Raw genomic sequence first — 18166 nt, 5'->3', positions numbered from 1 at the left:
GGGGGGTACGCGGGGGGCTTGCCCCCCGCGCGAAGCGCCTCTTCCTTGCTTTTTGGGGGGTACGCGGGAAGCTTGCTTCCCGCGTGAGGTAAAGCGCCTCTTCCTTGCTTTCGGGGGGTACGCGGGGGGCGTGCCCCCCGCGGGATGATTCAAGCGGATGGGGTACGGCGAGCGCCAGCCGTACCCCATCGTTCATTTACAAACCGATCACATGACAGGTGGCCGTCACGGTCTTGCTGGGGTCGCTCTCCGAGGTCGCGGTGAGCTTGACCCGAGCCAGCCGGTCGCCGCCGGACGCGCGCACCGCGTTCACGGCCACGAGCTCCTGCTTGCCGAACGCGACGGAGGCCAGGGCGTTCGGCACCTGGGCGGTCCAGCCCTTGCCCTGGACCTCGGCCTTGAGGCGGTAGACGTCGGAGGTGAGGTAGGCGCTGACGTCCTCCGGGTGCTGGCCCTGCGCCGGGGCCGCCTTGCCGGTGTTGAACAGCGGGAACTTGCAGGTGGACAGGCCCTTGCCGGCGGGGATGCCGGCCGCGGGGAGCAGCTTGACGCCGCGCTTCTGCGGGCCCGCGCCGTCGAGCGAGCGGATGGCGACGGTGTAGGAGAGGGTGCCGTCCCGGTCGCGCTTGAGGTCGGTGACGTAGAAGTGCAGGCGGTTGGCTTCGTCGACGTACTCGTACTCGCTGCCGGAGTCGGTGCCGGCGTGGAAGAGGGCGTCAGCGAGCTGGCGGTAGTCGCCGATCGTGATCGGCACCTTGGTCCCGTCGGGCATGACGTAGTCGGTCATGCCGATGTCCTGCGGGTTGGCGTCGATCACCCATTCGAACGGGGCCCGGTCCTCGTTCTTGGTCTTGGCCAGCAGGACGCCGGAGTCGGGGGTGAAGGAGTCGGTGCCCATGCGGTCCACGACCTCGAGCGTGTAGTTCTGGTAGCCGCCGCCGTCGCAGAGCGGGTCGGTGTTCGTGCTGCAGGCCGGGCTCTTGTCGCCGGTGTCGAAGGAGATGTTGACGCCGGCGAGCTCGTTCTTGCCGGGCTGCACCGCGCGTGCGATGACCTTGGCGGTGACCAGGCCGGACTCGTCGAGCGCCTCCCGCGACAGGCGTAAGACGTTCTGCTCGTCGATCATCTCCAGCTTGATCTTGTTGCGGAGCATGTGCTGGGCGCCCATGGACGCGCCGGCGGTGGGCGGGATCAGCCAGCGCGAGTGCGGGCCGCCGGGGCCGTTGAAGCTGCCGCGGCTGAGCATCTCCCAGATTCCCGTGTACGCCCTGCGCGCGGGCACGCTGTACGGGTTGTTGTAGTTGTCCCCGACGCCCAGGATGTGGCTGAACTCGTGGGCGAAGACGGCCATGCCCGAGCTCTCCGCCTGGACCGAGTCGATGCCGTTGCGGGCGTTCGGCCAGAAGTTGGAGCCGGCCTGCCACGAGGTCCAGTCGACGTAGCGGGTGCGTCCCCAGTTGGGCAGCGCGGGGTCTGGCGGACCCCACTCGTCCGTCACGTCCTCCTTTGTCGGGAATTTCATCATCCCGAACTCCTGCCAGGTCGACGACTCGTCCTGCCCGGCGCTCAGGTAGAAGACGAAGTCGTACTGGCTGGCCACTTCCTGGCCGACGGCGGAGATCCAGGCGGCGTTGCCCTCGGTACGCAGGTTCTTGTTACACGTGTCGCCGGCCGGGCAGCCGGTGCCGCCCTGGAACTCCATGGCGTACTCGTGGTCCTTGCCCGTCAGCGTGTAGGGTCCGAATCCGGTCAGGTCCACCCCGTACCTGCCGCCCGAGTCCTCCATCCAGTACTCGTGGATGGTGTGACCCTTGTTCAGGGTGTTCGGGGTGTTGAGGAAGTCCTGGTAGAACTTCGCCACCTGGTCACGCGGGACGTCGTGGGCCTCGGCGCTCGGGTTGGCGTAGATCGTCGAGCCCTGGGGCTGGGTGACGACGAACGACTGGTTGGGGTAGTCGAGCAGCACGAGCGCGCCCTTGAAGGTGCGCTTCGAGCCCTGCACGGCAGGGTCGTTCCACTTGGTGCCGGGCGGCTTCTTGTAGTCCGCCCAGGTCATGTGGTCGGGATTCTCCCAGTTCTGCGGGTCGAGGGGCTTGATGTCGGCTGTCGGGCGGGTGCGCAGCGCCTGGGCGTCTTCGGGTGCGTCGAGTTGCCAGGGCTGGGTCTGCGGCCAGTGGTTCTGCCGCCACGGGTACTCGGGATCAGTGGGGGGCGCTGCGGAAGCAGGGGTCGCCATCAGGCTCACCGGGATCAGCACGATGGCCGCCAGCAAACCCTTCAGCAGCTTCTTCGGGGCTTTCACGGATTGACGGTATAGACGTTATTGACGGAGATCACCGATCAGTTGTAGGGAAGACGTGTACTGACGCTTCCGACAAGTGATGAAATATCCACGTAGAGGGGTGGTTGTGGCGGATCTCCAGCGGACCGTTGACGAGCTCGCCGCACGTCTCGACCGCCCCCTGCTGCTCGAGGACCGCGTGCAACGCGTCGTCGCCTACAGCGAGCAGAGCGGCGCCATGGACGACATCCGGCGCGACTCGATCCTGCGCCGGCACACCACGCCCGAGGTGCGCCAATGGTTACGCGCGGCCGGCGTGCACGACGCGCCCGGCCCGCTGCGCACCCCGGGCGCGCCCCACCTGGGCCTGCTGCCACGGGTCTGCGTCCCCTTACGGCACTCCGACGAGCTGCTCGGCTTCCTGTGGTTCATCGACGCGGCACCCGCCATGTCGAGTGCGCGGATCGCCGAGGCCGCGGCCGCCGCCCCGGCCCTCGCTCTGGCCATGTTCCACGAGAGCCTGGCCACCGGGCTCGCCTCGCACCGGGAGCTGGAAGCGGTCACCGGGCTCCTGCTCGGCGAGCGGGACGCGGCCAGGCAGCTCATCGAGGCAGGCGCGTTTCCGCAGGCGCAGGCGGTGACCGTACAGGTGGCCAGGCCCCGCACCGCCGAGCCCGACGAGGCGCTCAGGCTGGCGCTGGAACAGGGGCTGCTGGCGCTGCGGCGGCGGCTGAGCGGGCACCATCCGCTGCACCTCGTCCGCTACGACCACGCCGTGCTGCTCACCGCGGGGCCGCCGGTCTCGCCGGACGAGTTGCACGCGGCCATGCCGGTGCCGGTGGTGGTCGGGATCGGGCGGAGCCGGCCCGCGCTGGCGGAGGCGGCGGGGTCGTACCGGGAGGCCAGGCACGCCGCCGAGGTGACCGCTCGGGTGCCGGGGCTGGGGCGGACGGCCGAGTGGGCGCGGCTGGGCGTCTACCGGATGCTCACCCAGTTACCCGACCAGGAGTTGCATCCGGGGCTCGAAGGGCTGCTGGCGGACGCGCAGTACCTGCCGCTGCTGGAGACGCTGGAGACCTACCTGGACCTGGCGGGCAGCGCAGTCGCCACGTCCCGGGCGCTGCGGCTGCACCGCACGTCGCTGTACTACCGGTTGCAGCGGGTGGAGGAGCTCGCGCGTACCGATCTGAAGGACGGCGGGGAACGGCTCGCGCTGCATCTCAGTCTCAAGCTGGCCCGGCTCTCCGGGCGATACTTACCTAGGGATTCGCATAGTTCGCCCTGATTGCGCTACCTGTCCAAACTCACGTTTAATGCCGAGAAGGGAAGATCCGACGGGAGTTCCGATGCCGTCTGCGAAGCGTGCCGGTCCGACTCTGGGCAGGCGCGCGCCCGCGCCTGTCGTGATCCATTCCGCTCCCCTCGTGCTGCCCGTCTGCGTCGATCCCGTACGCGACGGCGCGGTGGTGACCAGGGGCGACCGGGTGCTCAGGGTGGGCTCGCGGACCGAGGCGCTCTCGTCGTACCCCGCCGCGCGGGAGGTGCGGTGGCGGGGGATGATCGTGGCAGGGCTGATCGACGCCCGCTCCGGCGCCTCCTTGTCCCCTCCCGGGGTGACCGCGAGGGCCGGGGTGGTGTCCGACCTGGCCGATCTCGCCGGGCTTCCCGGCATCTCGTACGTCGAGGTGACCAGCGGGAGCGAGGAGGAGTGGGAGGACGACGAGCGGGACGCGGTCATCACGGCGATCCGCGAGGTCGATCGGCCGTGCGCGGTGGGGATCGCGGCGCACACCCGGGATCCGCAGGTGCTGGAGGACGTGGCGGTGCTGGCCAGGACGTTCGGGCTGCGGCTGCTCGTCGATCTGGACCGGAACTCGCCCGCGGCGCTGGACGAGGCGCGCGTGCTGGGGCCGCTGTGCCACGTCGCGTGCGCCAGGCCGCTGGATCCGGGCGAGCGCAAACTTCTCAGGCTGCGCAGGACCGTGGTGGCGCTCTGTCCGCCCGAGCCTCCGAAGGCGGGGGACGTGCCGGGGTATTCGCCGGCCGACGACGTGCTGGTGTCCTCTCCGCGGGATGACGGGGCGGCTTCTCCGGCGGGTGACGTGCTGGCCCTGCTCGACGAGGGCAACGTCCTCGCCCTGGGCACCGGCGGCGGGGCCGCCGCGGGTGCTCGTAGCCCGCTGAGCGTGGCCGGGGCGATCCGGCGGCAGGCGCGGGAGCTCGGGCTGCGGCCCCGAGGGCTCGACCGCAGACTGGTGGAGGCCGCCACGCTGGGCGGCGCCCGGGCGCTGGGCATGGATCGGGGCAAGGGCAGGATCGGGACGCTGGCCCCGGGCGCGCGCGCCGACTTCGCCGTCTTCGACGCCCGGGGCCGCTACCCGTACGCGGCCCTCCTCGTCGGGCCGCCCTGCCTCGGCACGGTCGTCGGCGGAGTCGTCACCGGCCGTCAAGCCTGACCACCCGCTCTACCGGAACTGGGCGTCCACCAGGCTCAGCAACCCCCTGAGCTGCTCGCGCTGATCCTCCGGAAGGACCGCGAACAGCTCTTCGCCCGCCTGCCTGCGAGCGTCGCGCGCCCGTTCCGACAGAACGCGCCCCTCGGGGGTGATCACGAGCAGCGTGGAACGGCGGTTGGCCGGATCGACCTCCCTGCGCACCAGCCCCGCCTCCTCGATCGCGTCCACGACGGGCGTGAGCGAGCGCGGCACGATCCGCAGCTCGTCGGCGAGCCGCACCATCCGCAGCGGCCCTTCGGCGTCGGCGAGCGCCCGCAGTGCCCGTGCCTGGCCGGGATTGAGCCCGAGCGGAACCAGCCGGCGCACATAGCCGTGCCGCAACCGCCTGCTGACCAGGTGCAAGAGCTCGGCGAGCTCCTTTTCTCCCATATCCGAAAGTTTAGCCGGAACAAATATGAGCTAACCTCTGTTTGAGTGGGCATCTGAAAGGAGGCCCCCACTTGGAGGAGGAACCCCGCGCGCCACTCGGGCGCATCATCAAGTTGTTCAGCGCCTACCGCGGCCGCCTGGCCCTGGTGGGCTCCCTCATCCTGCTGTCGTCGCTGGTCGGGCTGGCATCGCCGTTCCTGCTGCGCGAGGTGCTGGACGTGGCGATCCCGACCAGGGACGCCGTGCTGCTCACGCTACTGGCGCTGGGCATGATCGTGGTGGCGGTCACGACCAGCGTGTTCGACGTGTTGCAGACGCTGGTCTCCACCACCGTGGGCCAGCGGGTGATGCACGACCTGCGCATCTCGGTCTACGGGCATCTGCAGCGCATGTCGCTGGCGTTCTTCACGCGTACGAGGACCGGCGAGGTGCAGTCGCGCATCGCCAACGACATCGGCGGCATGCAGGCGGTCGTCACCTCGACCGCCACCTCCATCATCTCCAACCTCACCACCGTGATCGCCACCATCGTGGCCATGGTCGCGCTCGACTGGCGGCTCACGGTGATCTCGCTCGTGCTGCTGCCGGTGTTCGTGTGGATCAGCCGCAAGGTCGGCGAGGAGCGCAAGCGCATCACCGCCGAGCGGCAGCGCACGCTGGCCAAGATCTCCTCGATGGTCCAGGAGTCGTTGTCGATCAGCGGCATCCTGCTGGGCCGCACCATGGGCCAGTCCCCCGAGCTGACCGAGCGCTTCGGCAGGGCGTCGGACGAGCTGGCCGACCTCGGCGTGCGTACGAGTATGGCCGGGCGCTGGCGGCAGTCGTCGATCCAGATCGTGATGGCGGCGATGCCCGCGATGATCTACTGGGCTGTCGGCTACACGGGGGCCATCTCGGTCGGGACCCTGGTGGCGTTCACGACGTTGCAGGTCAGCCTGTTCAGGCCGGCGGTGTCGCTGTTGCGGCTGGGCGTCGAGGTGCAGAGCTCGCTGGCGTTGTTCGGGCGGATCTTCGAGTATCTCGACCTGCCGGTGGACATCCACCCTGGCTCGCGGGAGCTCTCCGACGTGCGCGGCGAGGTCCGCTTCGAGAACGTCGACTTCTCGTACGACGACGCTCCCACGCTCACCGGCGTGGACATCACGGTGCCCGCGGGCGCCAGCCTGGCCATCGTGGGCGAGACGGGCTCGGGCAAGACCACGCTCAGCTACCTGCTGCCCAGGCTCTACGACGTCACGGGCGGGCGGGTGACTATCGACGGGGTGGACGTGCGGGAGCTGACGTTCGAGACGCTGAGCGACGTGGTCGGGGTGGTGTCGCAGGAGACGTACCTGTTCCACACCTCGATCGCCGGCAACCTGCGCTTCGCCAAGCCGTCGGCCACGGACGAGGAGCTGGCGGAGGCGGCGCGGGCGGCACGCATCCACGACCACATCGCCGCGCTGCCGGACGGCTACGACACGCTGGTGGGCGAGCGCGGCTACCGGTTCTCCGGAGGCGAGAAGCAGCGCCTGGCCATCGCCCGCACGCTGCTGCGCGACCCGCCGGTGCTGATCCTCGACGAGGCCACCAGCGCCCTGGACACGCAGACGGAGCGGGCGGTGCAGGAGGCGCTCGACGCGCTGGCGCGGGGCCGTACCACGATCACGATCGCGCACCGGCTGTCCACGGTCCGCGACGCCGACCAGATCGTCGTGCTCGACGGCGGGCGGGTCGTCGAGCGCGGCACCCACGACGAGCTGATGTCCCGCGAGGGCCACTACGCGGCCCTGGTGAGCAGGGACGAGCCGCTCGAACTCGTCTGAGCCAAGGAAGAGTTGGCGCAGGCCCTAAGGCAGGCCAAGTCATAGGATTTCGGGCCATTCGCTGGGTAGGGGAAGCGTATGACCGAAAAACCTCCGGACCGGCACGGCATGAGCGACGAGCAGGAGATCGAGGTCGAGGAGTGGACCGACGATCTCGGCATGAGTCATGTGGTCCAAGAGGACGACCCCCGGCACCGGGACACGCTCGACGAACGGCTGCGACGCGAGGCCAGGGACCGCCTCCACGAACCCCGCCCCAAACACCGGCTGACCCAGCCGGACGAGGGGCTGGAGCCCGACGTGGAGGACGAGGAGATCGGCGAGGACTGGGGCGACGACGACGGCAACGACCTGTCGGCGGAGGAGCGGGCCGTCCGCATCGACCCCGACGAGAACCTCACGTGAGCAGCACGGGCAGCAGGGCCTGCAGGTCGTCGACGATCACATCGGCGGCCTTCGCTTGCGGACGCTCGGCATGCAGGTAGCCCCACGGGCCGCGGCGGAGCAGCGCGGTGCGCATGCCCGCCCTGGCGGCGGGGAGCACGTCGTTGTCGAGCCGGTCGCCGACGTAGAGGATCTCACCGGGTTCCCGTCCCGCGACCGTGGCGACCTTGGCGAAGAACCCGGGCTCCGGCTTGGACACCCCCCATCCCTCGGAGGTGTGTACGGAGTCCGCGGGCAGATCCATGGCGACCAGCGCGTCGTAGGCCCGCTTCGGCTGGTTGCCCGCGACGATCACCTGGAATCCGGCCGCGCGGATGGCGGCCAGGGCGGCGCGCACGTCGGAGTAGAGGTCGTCGGCGTCGAAGTGGTTGCGCAGGCCGTGGGGGTCGTCGCGTTCCCAGGCGGCCTCCTCCTCTGCCAGGTCGAAGCCGGGACGTACGAGCTCGAAGGCGTCGCCGTGCGGCCGGTCCAGCGCGGCCATGCCGCCGAGCGCGCCCATCAGCACGAACCTGCTCACGCCCAGCCGGTCGGCCCACCTCGACCAGATGCGCGTCTCGTCGATCAGCGTCTCCCCGACGTCGAACACCACAACCTTGATCATCAATCCCCCTGCGCGAACCTGTTCCGACTCGTCCCGGGCACTAGGTGAAACGCCCGACAAATACCTACAAGGGGGATTTTTTCATGCAACGAGAGCGTGACGCGAAGGACCGGCAGCTCGACGCTCACCGCGTACCGGCAGACCGCCTGAATATGACCACGGACCAGGGCGTCCGGGTCGACGACACCGACAACGCCCTGAGGGCGGGCACCCGCGGGCCCACGATCATGGAGGACTTCCACTTCCGCGAGAAGATCACCCGCTTCGACCACGAACGTATCCCCGAGCGGGTGGTGCACGCCAGGGGCGCGGGCGCGTACGGGATCTTCCAGCTGTACGAGCCCCTCGGCGACCTGACCTCGGCCGCCTTCCTGACCGACACGTCGGCGCCGACCCCGACCTTCGTGCGGTTCTCGACCGTGGCCGGGTCACGCGGCTCGGCCGACACCGTGCGCGACGTGCGCGGGTTCGCCACCAAGTTCTACACCGCGCAGGGCAACTTCGACATCGTCGCCAACAACTTCCCGGTCTTCTTCATCCAGGACGGCATCAAGTTCCCGGACTTCGTGCACGCGGTCAAGCCGGAGCCGCACAACGAGATCCCGCAGGCGCAGTCGGCGCACGACACGTTCTGGGACTTCGTGCAGCTCCAGCCGGAGTCGCTGCACATGGTCATGTGGCTGATGTCCGACCGGGCGATCCCGCGCAGCTTCCGGATGATGCAGGGGTTCGGGGTGCACACGTTCCGGCTGGTGAACGCCTCGGGGCAGGGGACGTTCGTCAAGTGGCACTGGCGGCCGGCGCTGGGGACGTACTCGCTGGAGTGGGACGAGGTGTTGCGCATCCAGGGCAACGACCCCGACTACAACCGCCGCGACCTGTGGGAGGCGATCGAGCGCGGCGCCCATCCCGAGTACGAGCTGTGCGTGCAGCTCGTGCCCGAGCCGCGGGAGCACGACTTCGACTTCGACCTGCTGGACGCCACGAAGATCATCCCCGAGGAGCTGGTGCCGCTGCGGCCCATCGGCAAGATGACGCTCAACCGCAACCCGCAGAACTTCTTCGCCGAGACCGAGCAGGTGGCCTTCCACACCGCCAACATCGTGCCCGGCATCGATTTCACCAACGACCCGCTGCTGCAGGCCAGGAACTTCTCCTACCTCGACACCCAGCTCCTGCGCTTGGCCGGGCCCAACTTCCCGCAGATCCCCATCAACCGCCCGGTCAACGAGGTACGCAACGACCAGCGCGACGGCTTCCACCAGCACCTGATCCACGAGTCGCTCACCAGCTACGCCCCGAACTCCATCAGCGGCGGCTGCCCCGCGGCCATGGACGGCTACCGTCACTACCAGGAGAAGGTGGAAGGCACCAAGATCCGGATGCGCAGCCCCAGCTTCGAGGACCACTACAGCCAGGCCACCCTGTTCTGGAACAGCATGGCCGAGTGGGAGAAGCAGCACATCGTGGCCGCGTTCCTGTTCGAACTGGGGCATGTGGAGCGCAAGCCCATCAAGGAGGGCGTGGTACGGCATCTCGGCCAGATCCACCCGGACCTGGCCTCCCAGGTCGCCGAAGGTCTCGGCCTGCCCGCCCCGGCCTTGGCGCAGGTGCACGCGAACGCCTCGCCCGCCCTGAGCATGACGAACCAGCCGCGGAGCATCGCCACCCGCAAGATCGCCATCCTCATGGGGGACGGGACGGACTCCCTCGCGGTCACACCCCTGCGCCAGGCCCTGGAGAGCCAGGGGGCGGTCTGTGAGGTGATCGCGCCGCATGAGGGGGTGGTGGGGGACATCCCAGTGGACAAGCAACTCAGCGCGGCCAATTCGGTCACCTACGACGCCGTCGTGGCCGCCGACGGCAAGGCGCTGGGGTCGCTGGGGCGGGCCCAGTTCTTCGTCAAGGAGGCGTTCCGTCACCACAAGCCGATCGCGGCGGTGGGCTCGGGACGGCAACTGGTGGAGGCGGCGCAACTCCCGAATGACGTGGGGGTGCTGTTCGGGAACCACATCGCACAGGAGTTCGCCGAGGCGGTGGCGGTCCACCGCTTCTGGGACCGGGACGTGTCCAGCGTCCCCGCCTGACCCCGTGACCTTTCGGCCGTCTCGCCGGGTGGCGGGGCGGCCGATCGGTGTGGCGCTCGCTCGCAGGAGATGGAATACTTAGCGTGCCCGTTCGAATACGAAGGGATAGATTCCATGGTAGCCATGGTGGAAGAAGAGCACCACACCGAATCGACCTGCGGGAGCTTCCCGCAAACGCCGCACAGCACTCGTGAGCTGTTCGATGCCCTACCCCCCCTCCCTGGTCTCCGGGTTGAGCTCATCGAAGGGAAGATGATCGTGAGCCCGATGGGCAGTCCCAAGCACACCTGGACGGCCGTATTCCTGCACAACGCCCTCCTTCCGTTGAGTCTGGAGCGAGGCTGGCTAGGAGCGCCCGGGGGCTTGGATGTCTGCATCGAGGGTCCCCGAGACACTCTCGCGCCCGACTACGTCCTGACGCATCCCGAGTGCCCACTCTGGGGCCACGAGCTACGCTCATCTGGAGTTTTCATGGTCGCCGAAGTGGTCTCACCCAGCAGCGTCCGCATTGATCACGAGGAGAAGGTGCGCCTCTACGCTCTCGGCAAGGTGCCGATCTACTTGCTGATCGATCCCATCAGCAAAACGCCAAACGTCACTGTGTTCAGTGATATCAAGGACGACACCTATAGGACGATCGTCAAGGTGGACATGGGAACAGCAATCAAGCTGCCAGCCCCGGTCGACTTCGAGCTCGACACGTCGATCTTCAAGGTGTGAGTTTCTCCATCGCCTTGGCGATGCGCTTCTCCGACACCGGCGTAGGCGTGCCGAGGGTCTGGGCGAAGAAGCTCACCCGCAGTTCCTCGATCATCCACCCGATCTCCACCACGTCCGGATCCCCGCGCCGCGCCGGATGGAGCTTCTGCACCAGGTCGTGGTAGTCGTCCTCGACCTTGTGCACCCGGTCCATCCACTCCTCATCCCGCCACGGCTCCTCCGGGAGCTTGGTGAGGCGGCGGTCGATGGCTCGGATGTATCGCAAGATGTCGGACAAGCGCTGGTAACCCGTGGCGGTGACGAAACCCGCGTAGACGAGCTTGCCGAGTTGGTCGCGTACATCCTCCGTGGAAGCGCTTGCGCGGAGCGCGTCGAGGCGGGCGCCCGCCTCGTGCCAGACGCTCAGGATCTGCTCCACCCTCGCCAGCACATCCCTCGACGTGTCGTACAGGTGAGCCCGCACGTGCTGGTAGAGGCGGTCGAAGGCCACCGGGTCCCAGGCCGGGCCGCCGACGTCGAGCATGAGCTTGTCGACGGCCGCGTTGATCACGTCGTCGAACAACGCCACCGCCCCGCCGTGCGGGCTGCGTGACAGCGCCAGCTTGGCCTGGTTGGACAGGCCGCCGAGCAGGGACTTGGCGGGGTTGGTGACGTTCAGCAGGAGGAGGCGGCGGACGCCGGGCCAGTGGGAGCGGCGCTGCTCGGCCTGCGTCTCGAAGATCTTGATCGAGACCGAGTCCCCCGCGTCCACCAGCGCCGGGTAGCCCTTCATCCGGCCCTGCTCGAACACCTTGGGCAGCGTGCCGAAGCTCCACGTGTGCAGCCCCGTCTGCTCCAGGTCGTCGCCCGCCTGCGACAGTGTCTGGCGCAGGCGCGGCGCGAGGCGGCGCTTCAGCGCGTCGAGGTCCTTGTCCTCGGCCACCGTGTGCCTGCGCTCGTCGATCACCCGGTACGTGATCCGCAGATGCTCCGGCACCTGGTCGAGCTGCCAGGCCTCGCGCGGCACCCGGATGCCGGTGAGCCGCGACAACTCGCGCTCCACGGCCGCCAGCAGCGGTTCGCCGCCCTGCTCGACCCCCGCCAGCACCTGCTTGGCGTAGTTGGGGGCGGGGACGAAGTTGCGGCGCAGGTTCTTCGGCAGCGAGCGGATCAACGCGGTGATCAACTCCTCGCGCAGGCCGGGGATCTGCCAGTCGAAGCCGTCGGAGTTGACCTGGTTGAGCACCTGGAGCGGCACGTGCACGGTCACGCCGTCGGCGTCGGTGCCGGGCTCGAACTGGTACGTCAGCCGCATCCGCTGCCCGAGCTGCTTCCACGTGTCGGGGTAGTCGCGGGCACTGACGTCGGCGCCCTCGTTGACCAGCATCTCCGGCGAGAACGCGAGCAGCTCCGGCTGATCCTGCCTGGCCTGCTTCCACCACGAGTCGAAGTGCCGGGCCGAGACCACGTCGGCGGGCACCCGCTGGTCGTAGAAGTCGTAGAGTGCCTCGTCGTCCACCATGATGTCGCGGCGGCGGGCCCGGTTCTCCAGCTCCTCGACCTCTTCGAGCAGCTTGCGGTTGTCCTTGAGGAAGCGGTGGTGGGTGTCCCAGTCGCCCTCGACCAGCGCGTGCCTGATGAACAGCTCCCGCGACAGGTCGGGATCGATGCGCCCGTAGTTGACCTTGCGGCCGACCACGAGCGGCACGCCGTAGAGAGTGACCTTCTCCAGCGCGATCACCGCGCCCTGGTTCTTCTCCCAGTGCGGCTCGGAGTAGGTGCGTTTGACCAGGTGCTGGGCGAGGGGCTCGACCCAGTCGGGCTCGATCTTGGCGTTGACCCGCGCCCACAGGCGGGAGGTCTCGACGAGTTCGGCGGACATCACCCACTGCGGTTGTTTCCTGGCCAGCGTAGAGCCGGGGAAGATGGCGAAGCGGGCGTTGCGGGCGCCGATGTACTCCTGGATCGGCCGCCGGCCGTCGGCCCCGCGCTTCTCCACGACGTCCTTGACGCCGATGTGCGACAGCAGCCCGACCAGCAGGGACGCATGCACGTGGTACGGCTGCGCCGCCTGGCTGTTGGGCTGCGCCCCGAGCGACTGGCGGAGCTGGCTGTAGATGTCCTGCCATTCGCGGACCCGGAGGTAGTTGAGGAACTCGGCCTTGCAGAGCCTCCTGAACGCGCTCGACGACAGCTCCTGCTGCTTGTCGCGCAGGTAGTTCCACAGGTTGAGGTAGGCCAGGAAGTCCGACTCGGGATCGGCGAAGCGGCGGTGTTTCTCGTCGGCCTGCTGCTGCTTGTCGGAGGGGCGTTCGCGCGGGTCCTGGATGGACAGGGCGGCGGCGATCACCATGACCTCGCGCAGGCAGCCGTTCTTCTCGGCCTCCAGCACCATGCGGCCCAGGCGGGGGTCGACGGGCAGGCCGGCCAGCTTGCGCCCGACGCCGGTGAGCTTGCCCTGGCCGTCGAACGCGCCCAGCTCGTGCAGCAGGCTCACGCCGTCCTTGACCTGGCGGCGGTCCGGCGGCTCGACGAACGGGAACGCCTCGATGTCCCCCAGCCCGATCGAGGTCATCTGGAGGATGACGGAGGCCAGGTTGGTACGCAGGATCTCCGGGTCGGTGAACTCGGGCCGGTTGAGGAAGTCCTCCTCCTCGTAGAGCCTGATGCAGACACCGTCGGAGGTGCGCCCCGAGCGGCCCTTGCGCTGGTTGGCGCTGGCCTGCGAGACGGCCTCGATCGGCAGCCGCTGCACCTTGGTGCGGTGGCTGTAGCGGGAGATGCGGGCGAAACCCGGATCGACCACGTATTTGATGCCGGGGACGGTGAGCGACGTCTCGGCCACGTTGGTGGCCAGCACGATGCGGCGGCCCGTGTGACGCTGGAAGACGCGGTGCTGCTCGGGGGCGCTCAGCCGGGCGTAGAGCGGCAGGATCTCGGTGTTGCGGAACTCGGCCTTGGCCAGCGCGTCGGCGGCGTCGCGGATCTCCCGCTCGCCCGACAGGAAGACCAGGATGTCTCCGGGGCCGTCGCCGATCAGCTCCCGGCAGGCATCCACGATGCCCTGCGTCTGGTCGTCGTCCTCGTCCAGCGGCCGGTAGCGGACCTCGACGGGATAGGTGCGCCCCGAGACCTCGATGATCGGCGCGTCGTCGAAATGGCGGGAGAACCGCTCCGGGTCAATGGTGGCGCTGGTGATGATGACCTTGAGGTCGGGCCGCTTGGGCAGGAGCTGTTTCAGGTAGCCGAGGATGAAGTCGATGTTGAGGCTGCGTTCGTGGGCCTCGTCGATGATCAGCGTGTCGTACTGGTCGAGCATCCGGTCGTTCTGCAGCTCGGCCAGCAGGATGCCGTCGGTCATCAGCTTGACCAGGGTGCGCTCGCTGGCCTGGTCGGTGAAGCGGACCTTGTAGCCGACCACCTCGCCCAGGCCTGTGCCGAGCTCCTCGGCGATGCGCTCGGCGACCGTGCGGGCGGCGATGCGGCGGGGCTGGGTGTGGCCGATCAGCCCGCGTACGCCGCGGCCGAGCTCGAGGCAGATCTTGGGGATCTGGGTGGTCTTGCCGGAGCCCGTCTCGCCCGCGATGATCACGACCTGGTGGTCGCGGACGGCCTGCAGGATGTCGTCCTTACGCTGGGCGACCGGCAGGTTTTCCGGATATTTCACGACTGGTACGGCTTCGCGGCGGCGTACCAGTCGCTGCTCGGCTCGCTCCACGTCGGCGAGGATCTCCGCGACGATCTTGTCCCGGGTGTCGCGGGAGCGCACCCGGCGCATGCCATCAAGCCTGCGCCGCAGTCGCCGCTGGTCGCGGGGCATGAGCTCGGGCAGGCGGGATTGGAGGTCGGCTAGCGGAGAGGACAACGAAGGCGTTCCCATACTGCTTTCAGGATATTTGAGGCCCCGCGGCCTCGGAGCCAACGGCCCATATTGCCTGACCAGGTCGCCCGGCGCATCCCAATATCCGGGCGTGAGATCAGTGTGCCGGCCGCGTACCGGCTGAGCCGGCTCAGCGGGCGGCGGCGGCGTGGGCGGCGCCGATGATGCCGGCCTCGTTCTGCAGGGCCGCGGGCACCACCGGCGTGTCGATGTGGACGTGCGGCAGGAACCTGTCGGCCCGCTTGCTCACGCCCCCGCCGATCACGATCAACGACGGCGAGAACAACATCTCCACGTGACGGAGGTACTCCTCCACCCGCTCGGCCCACTTCTCCCAGCTCAGCTCGTGCTCCTCGCGCACCCGGGCCGAGGCCCGGTGCTCGGCGTCCTTGCCGTGCAGCTCCAGGTGCCCCAGCTCCGTGTTGGGCACGAGCGTCCCGTCCGCGAACAGCGCGCTGCCGATCCCCGTCCCGAGCGTCAGCACCAGCACGGTCCCCCGCTGCCCCCGCCCTCTCCCGAAGGCCATCTCGGCCAGGCCGGCCGCGTCGGCGTCGTTCAGCACCATCGCTCCGCCGAACAGCGTCGCCGCGTCCACGCCGATCCACGAGTGGTGCACGTTCGCGGCCGTTCGCACCACGCCGTCCACCACCACACCGGGGAACGTGACCCCGACAGGACCGTTCCAGCTGAAATGCTTGACGATCGACGCGACCACTTCCGCCACCTCATGGGGCTTGGACGGCTGCGGCGTGGCGATGCGCAGGCGGTCTTCGAGCAGCTCGCCGGCCTCCGTGTCGACCGGGGCGCCCTTGATGCCCGAGCCGCCGATGTCGATGCCCAACACGTTCATGTTTCTCCATCTCCCCCGCCCGGCGAGAAAAACTCTTCGTACTGATATTTCCGGACCCGACTGAACCCGCTTCCCGCCCTCCGCGTATCTCGCGTCACAAGCGCTAACTAGGAGGCAACGGATGCGGCCACGCATCATCACACTCTGCGCTGTTGCGGTCGTTCTGGGAGCGACTCTCACGACTCCCGCACACGCCACCACCAGGAACCGTTTCGACGTCATCAACCTTGTGTCGGACGTCAGGGGCAAAGCCCCTGTCACCGACCCCAAGGTCGTCAACCCGTGGGGCCTGGCCATGGGCAAGACTCTGTGGGTCTCGAACACCGGCACCGGCAGCGCCACCGTCTACTCCGGCACGGGCAAGAAGGAGAAGACCGAGGTGGCCATCCCGGGCGGAGCCCCGACGGGCCAGGTGTTCAACCCGGGCGAGGGCTTCACCGTGAAGGGCAAGCCCGCCACGTTCATCTTCTCCAGCCCGAGCGGCGCCATCAGCGGCTGGAACGCCGAGGTCGATCCGGCCAACGCGATCATCGCGGCGTTCACCCGCGGCGCCGACTACAAGGGCCTCGAGCTGGTCGAGACCGAGGACGGAGCCTTCCTGCTGGCCGCCGACTTCGCGGGCGGGCGCATCCACGCCTTCGACGAGGACTTCAGGCGCATCCATCTGAGCCGCTGGCAGTTCAGGGACCCGGCGGTCCCCTCGACGTACAAGGCTTACAACGTCGCGGTCGCCAACGGGAACATCTGGGTCGCCTACGCCCTGCGTGACAAGACCACCGGCAAGCCCGTGTTCGGCGCCGGCAAGGGCTTCGTGAGCCGGTTCAACGGGGACGGGCGCCTCACCGGGCGCATCGCCAGGGCCGGGCTGAACGCCCCCTGGGGCCTGACCGCGGCGCCGAAGGGCTGGGGACAGTACGCCGGCGCGCTGCTGGTCGGCAACTTCGGCGACGGCACCGTGCAGGCGTACAAGAGCGGACGTCACCTGGGGTCCCTGCGCACGGCCAGCGGCAAGCCGATCGTGCTGCCCGGCCTCTGGGACCTGGAGCCCGGTACCGCCACCACCGGCGGCGAGAACTCTCTGTGGTTCTCCGCGGGCATCGACGGCACCAAGCACGGCCTGATCGGCGTCATCGCCCCGCAGGGCACCAAGCCGACGTCCACCGCCACCCCGTCGACCAGCCCGTCGAACCACCCGTCGGGTCACCAGTCGAGCGCCCCCACTACCCAGCCGCCCTCCCAGAACAACCCCTACGGCGGGTACTGACCGGCGCTCTCTCGCCGCCGCCCCCACCTGGCGAGAAGCGCAGCTCGCCGACAGAGGCGGGGGCGGCGGTCTCACGACGTTTCCGGCGCGGTTGGCGCGAGCCGCGCCGGAAACAACCTCTCCGGTACGGTCGGACCGTGACTTTTAGCGAATGGCTCCGGGAGCGGTGCGAGCCCGAGTGGACGGCCGTGGTGACGCACCCGTTCGCCATGGCGATCACGACGGGCACCGTGCCCGACGACGGCCTGCGGCGCTACCTGGAGCAGGACTTCCAGTTCGTGGACTCCTTCACGGCACTGCTCGGGGCGGCCGTGGCCAGTGCGGACACGTTCGAGGCGCGGGTGCCGTACGGGAGGTTCCTCGGGCAGGTGGCGACCACCGAGGAGAAGACGTACTTCCACCGGGCGCTGGCCGAGCTGGGCGGGCGGGCGGACGCGCCGCCGGAGCCCGTGACGGCGGCGTTCAGGCAGCTCATGGACGAGGTACGCACGTCGCAGGACTACCTGCTGATCGCCGCCGTGCTCTGCGTGGCCGAGTGGTGCTACCTCGGCTGGGCGTCGCGGGCGGTGCCGCCGTTGCCGGAGCGTTTCGTGCACCGGGAGTGGATCGAGCTGCACGAGGGCGCGGAGTTCCGCGCCTGGGTGGCCTTCCTCCGGGGCGAGCTCGACCGGCTGGGGGCGACCCTGGACGAGGGGCGGCGGCTGGAGGTCCTCGGCGTGTTCCGGCGGGCCGTCGAGCTGGAGCGGGCCTTCTTCGACATGGCCGCCGCGCCGAACTAACCGAGTACGGCCGCCAGATCCTGATATGTCCGGTAATGGAGGCCGGTCATCCCGAGCTCCCTGGCGGCCTCCACGTTCCGCAGCCGGTCGTCCACGAACAGGCAGCGCTCCGGCGCGGCCCCGGCGCGCTCGGCGGCGATCTCGTAGATCCGCCGGTCCGGCTTGGCCACGCCGACCCTGGCGCTGCTGACCACGTCGTCGGCGAAGTGCGTGAGCCCCAGCAGGTCGAGATGCTGCTCCAGCGTGTCCATGGCGTTCGTCACGATGATCACGGGAACGTGCTGCTGAACCCTCGCCAGCAGCGCCCTGACCTCCTCGTCCACCCAGAACCGCACTTGCGCGAACTCGGCGACGGCCCGGCGGACCCGCTCGTCGCCGCCCAGCGCGACCGCGATCGACTCGAGCCACTGCGCCTCGGAGACGTGCCCGAGCGTGGGAGGCAAGATCAGCTCGGGGTCGAGGGCCGTCTTCATGAGCGGCAGGCCGTAACGGGCCTCGATGTCGGCCTGGGCGGCGTGGTCGAAGTGGCGGAGCACTCCGTCGAGATCGGACAGGACCGCGTCAAAGGGGATCACAGCCCCACATTGTGGC

Annotated in this window: 14 protein-coding genes; 8 read left to right on the top strand and 6 right to left on the bottom strand. The window is 69.0% G+C overall.

The window, feature by feature from the left end:
- Positions 1-196: 196 nt before the first annotated feature.
- Positions 197-2302: a M6 family metalloprotease domain-containing protein gene (locus ACFLIM_RS32320; RefSeq protein WP_393171961.1), complete on the bottom strand. Its 2106-nt coding sequence runs from the start codon at positions 2300-2302 to the stop codon at positions 197-199.
- A 106-nt stretch (positions 2303-2408) separates the two neighbouring features.
- Between ACFLIM_RS32320 and ACFLIM_RS32315 the strand changes: the two genes are divergently transcribed.
- Both ACFLIM_RS32315 and ACFLIM_RS32310 read left to right on the top strand, forming a co-directional pair.
- Positions 2409-3566 (top strand): PucR family transcriptional regulator, encoded by a 1158-nt coding sequence (locus ACFLIM_RS32315; protein WP_393171959.1) that lies wholly within the window; start codon positions 2409-2411, stop codon positions 3564-3566.
- A 61-nt stretch (positions 3567-3627) separates the two neighbouring features.
- Positions 3628-4737 (top strand): amidohydrolase family protein, encoded by a 1110-nt coding sequence (locus tag ACFLIM_RS32310; RefSeq protein WP_393171957.1) that lies wholly within the window; start codon positions 3628-3630, stop codon positions 4735-4737.
- 9 nt (positions 4738-4746) lie between these two features.
- Here ACFLIM_RS32310 and ACFLIM_RS32305 read toward each other — a convergent pair whose 3' ends face one another.
- Positions 4747-5166: a MarR family winged helix-turn-helix transcriptional regulator gene (locus ACFLIM_RS32305; protein ID WP_393171955.1), complete on the bottom strand. Its 420-nt coding sequence runs from the start codon at positions 5164-5166 to the stop codon at positions 4747-4749.
- A 71-nt stretch (positions 5167-5237) separates the two neighbouring features.
- Between ACFLIM_RS32305 and ACFLIM_RS32300 the strand changes: the two genes are divergently transcribed.
- Both ACFLIM_RS32300 and ACFLIM_RS32295 read left to right on the top strand, forming a co-directional pair.
- Positions 5238-6971, top strand: a complete 1734-nt coding sequence (locus ACFLIM_RS32300; protein ID WP_393171953.1) for an ABC transporter ATP-binding protein — start codon at positions 5238-5240, stop codon at positions 6969-6971.
- Between the two features lie 78 nt (positions 6972-7049).
- A complete protein-coding gene (locus tag ACFLIM_RS32295; protein ID WP_393171951.1) occupies positions 7050-7376 on the top strand; it encodes a DUF5709 domain-containing protein in 327 nt (108 codons plus the stop codon).
- On the opposite strand, the gene ACFLIM_RS32290 is transcribed toward ACFLIM_RS32295, so the two are convergent.
- The gene (locus tag ACFLIM_RS32290) at positions 7369-8016 is read right to left on the bottom strand and encodes an HAD family hydrolase (RefSeq protein ID WP_393171949.1); all 648 of its coding nucleotides are present in this window, start codon (positions 8014-8016) and stop codon (positions 7369-7371) included. The genes ACFLIM_RS32295 and ACFLIM_RS32290 overlap by 8 nt on opposite strands.
- 83 nt (positions 8017-8099) lie before the next feature.
- On the opposite strand from ACFLIM_RS32290, the gene ACFLIM_RS32285 reads away from it, so the two are divergent.
- Both ACFLIM_RS32285 and ACFLIM_RS32280 read left to right on the top strand, forming a co-directional pair.
- Complete coding sequence (locus ACFLIM_RS32285) at positions 8100-10103, top strand: catalase (RefSeq protein ID WP_393171947.1); 2004 nt, start codon at positions 8100-8102, stop codon at positions 10101-10103.
- A 123-nt stretch (positions 10104-10226) separates the two neighbouring features.
- Positions 10227-10823, top strand: a complete 597-nt coding sequence (locus tag ACFLIM_RS32280; protein ID WP_393171945.1) for a Uma2 family endonuclease — start codon at positions 10227-10229, stop codon at positions 10821-10823.
- Here the strand turns inward: ACFLIM_RS32280 and hrpA are convergent.
- Together hrpA and ppgK are read right to left on the bottom strand one after the other, a co-directional pair.
- On the bottom strand, positions 10813-14682 hold the full coding sequence (gene hrpA, locus ACFLIM_RS32275; RefSeq protein ID WP_393171943.1) for an ATP-dependent RNA helicase HrpA: 3870 nt from the start codon (positions 14680-14682) through the stop codon (positions 10813-10815). The genes ACFLIM_RS32280 and hrpA overlap by 11 nt on opposite strands.
- A 130-nt stretch (positions 14683-14812) precedes the next feature.
- Positions 14813-15532, bottom strand: coding sequence for a polyphosphate--glucose phosphotransferase (gene ppgK, locus ACFLIM_RS32270; protein WP_393171941.1), 720 nt, complete (start codon positions 15530-15532; stop codon positions 14813-14815).
- A 229-nt stretch (positions 15533-15761) separates the two neighbouring features.
- On the opposite strand from ppgK, the gene ACFLIM_RS32265 reads away from it, so the two are divergent.
- Positions 15762-16796 (top strand): TIGR03118 family protein, encoded by a 1035-nt coding sequence (locus ACFLIM_RS32265; protein WP_393171939.1) that lies wholly within the window; start codon positions 15762-15764, stop codon positions 16794-16796.
- A gap of 137 nt (positions 16797-16933) precedes the next feature.
- Positions 16934-17575 carry a TenA family protein gene (locus ACFLIM_RS32260; protein WP_393171937.1) on the top strand — a complete coding sequence of 214 codons (642 nt, stop codon included), beginning with the start codon at positions 16934-16936 and terminating at the stop codon, positions 17573-17575.
- Here ACFLIM_RS32260 and ACFLIM_RS32255 read toward each other — a convergent pair.
- Positions 17572-18150 (bottom strand): HAD family hydrolase, encoded by a 579-nt coding sequence (locus ACFLIM_RS32255; protein WP_393171935.1) that lies wholly within the window; start codon positions 18148-18150, stop codon positions 17572-17574. The genes ACFLIM_RS32260 and ACFLIM_RS32255 overlap by 4 nt on opposite strands.
- Between the last annotated feature and the right edge of the window lie 16 nt (positions 18151-18166).

Source organism: Nonomuraea marmarensis, assembly GCF_043197025.1.
Taxonomy (GTDB): Bacteria; Actinomycetota; Actinomycetes; order Streptosporangiales; family Streptosporangiaceae; genus Nonomuraea; species Nonomuraea marmarensis.
The sequence above is the reverse complement of the archived record's forward strand: the minus strand, read 5'-3'. Positions and strand labels throughout refer to the sequence as shown.

Coding starts and splice junctions, on each gene's coding strand:
- ACFLIM_RS32310 (WP_393171957.1), top strand. CDS start 3,628: ATGCCGTCTGCGAAGCGTGCCGGTCCGACTCTGGGCAGGCGCGCGCCC.
- ACFLIM_RS32305 (WP_393171955.1), bottom strand. CDS start 5,166: ATGGGAGAAAAGGAGCTCGCCGAGCTCTTGCACCTGGTCAGCAGGCGG.
- ACFLIM_RS32295 (WP_393171951.1), top strand. CDS start 7,050: ATGACCGAAAAACCTCCGGACCGGCACGGCATGAGCGACGAGCAGGAG.
- ACFLIM_RS32290 (WP_393171949.1), bottom strand. CDS start 8,016: ATGATCAAGGTTGTGGTGTTCGACGTCGGGGAGACGCTGATCGACGAG.
- ACFLIM_RS32285 (WP_393171947.1), top strand. CDS start 8,100: ATGCAACGAGAGCGTGACGCGAAGGACCGGCAGCTCGACGCTCACCGC.
- ACFLIM_RS32280 (WP_393171945.1), top strand. CDS start 10,227: ATGGTGGAAGAAGAGCACCACACCGAATCGACCTGCGGGAGCTTCCCG.
- hrpA (WP_393171943.1), bottom strand. CDS start 14,682: ATGGGAACGCCTTCGTTGTCCTCTCCGCTAGCCGACCTCCAATCCCGC.
- ppgK (WP_393171941.1), bottom strand. CDS start 15,532: ATGAACGTGTTGGGCATCGACATCGGCGGCTCGGGCATCAAGGGCGCC.